Consider the following 647-nt stretch of genomic DNA (forward strand, 5'->3'; position numbering starts at 1 on the left):
TTCCAGGACCTCGCCATGAGCCAACCCGCCGCGCCTGTCAACGCCAACGAGATCGATCCGGAGCTGTGGTGCCTGTTCGACCAGTACGTCCACGGCGACATCGACCGCCGAGGTTTTCTGGATCGCGTCGCGCGTTTCGCCGCCGCCAGCGGTATGACAGCAACAGCGTTGTTGGCGGCGCTAAGCCCCGACTTCGCTCGTGCACAGAAGGTGGCGCCGAGTGATGTGCGCCTGAAGACGGAATTCGTCGAATTCGCCTCGGCCGCTGGCTACGGCAAGGTGCGCGCTTATGTGGCCAGGCCAGCCCAGGCCGCGGGGCCGTTGCCGGTGGTGTTGGTGGTGCACGAGAACCGCGGCCTGAACCCGCACATCGAAGACGTCGCCCGCCGCCTCGCGCTGGAAAACTTCATCGCCGTGGCGCCCGACGCGCTGTTCCCGCTCGGCGGTTATCCGGGGGACGAGGACAAGGCGCGCGAGCTCTTCGCCAAGCTGGACCAGCCCAAGACCCGTGAGGATTTCGTTGCCGCGGCGGCCTACGCCCGCGCCGTCGCCGGCGGCAACGGCAAGCTGGGTGCGGTGGGCTTCTGCTACGGCGGCGGCATGGTCAACCTGCTGGCCGCGCGTGTGCCCGAGCTGCTGGCTGGGGC

General features: G+C 68.5%; 1 protein-coding gene. It reads left to right on the forward strand.

The features are described from left to right. Positions 1–15 precede the first annotated feature (15 nt). A partial coding sequence (locus AC1DYI_RS37800) for a dienelactone hydrolase family protein (protein ID WP_477209175.1) occupies positions 16–647 on the forward strand: 632 nt, incomplete at its 3' end.

The organism is Ideonella sp. P3_A4 (assembly GCF_056403075.1).